Origin of the sequence: Escherichia sp. 94.0001, from assembly GCF_013369155.2 — a bacterium.
GTDB lineage: Bacteria > Pseudomonadota > Gammaproteobacteria > Enterobacterales > Enterobacteriaceae > Escherichia > Escherichia coli_F.
Window position 1 is genome coordinate 1 of the sequence record NZ_JABWMS020000217.1, and the last position, 655, is coordinate 655.

Sequence of the window (655 nt, forward strand, 5' to 3'; positions counted from 1 at the left end):
GCATCTCTGCCCGCAGCCAGTCTTCCGGTGCAATACGAAAATACGCCTCCGGCTCGTAAGCGTCGTCTCAGCACCGTCTGGCAGATCCTGAAATTCCTGAGAGAATAGTGGACACCAAATATGGTGGACGCTATCCATGAAATCATTAACCGCAGTGCGTAAAAAAAGCCCTAATTATCCCGTTGAGTTCAAAATCAAAATGGTTGAACTCTCGCATCGACCAGAGATCTCCGTAGCGCAACTCGCTCGTGAGCATGGGATCAACGATAATTTGCTGTTCAAGTGGCGCCAGTACTGGCGCGAAGGAAAACTACGTCCTCCTTCAACAACAGAAAACAACGTGCCTGAGCTGCTCCCGATAACACTTGATGCCGAAGATGTTGTCCCTACAACCTCCCCCCGGTCACAACCTGTAGCTGCTGCGACACCTGAATCACTCAATATCAGCTGTGAAGTGACGTTCCGGCACGGATCACTCCGTCTGAATGGTGCCATCAGCGAAAATATCCTGAACCTGCTGATACGGGAGCTCAAACGTTGATCCCATTACCATCAGGGACAAAGATCTGGCTGGTCGCTGGCATCACCGATATGAGAAACGGCTTCAACGGCCTGGCGGCAAAGGTGCAGACGACGCTGAAAGACGATCCGATGT

2 protein-coding genes are annotated in these 655 nt (G+C 51.5%); both read left to right on the plus strand.

Translation table 11 applies throughout. The annotated features are described in order from the left end of the window. The first annotated feature begins 136 nt into the window (after window positions 1–136). Window positions 137–541 carry an IS66-like element accessory protein TnpA gene (gene tnpA, locus HEN33_RS25325; RefSeq protein WP_000839179.1) on the plus strand — a complete coding sequence of 135 codons (405 nt, stop codon included), beginning with the start codon at window positions 137–139 and terminating at the stop codon, window positions 539–541. Further along, window positions 538–655, plus strand: a 118-nt coding sequence (gene tnpB / locus HEN33_RS25330; protein ID WP_000612613.1) for an IS66 family insertion sequence element accessory protein TnpB, incomplete at its 3' end; no start/stop codon positions are given. The genes tnpA and tnpB, both read left to right, overlap by 4 nt.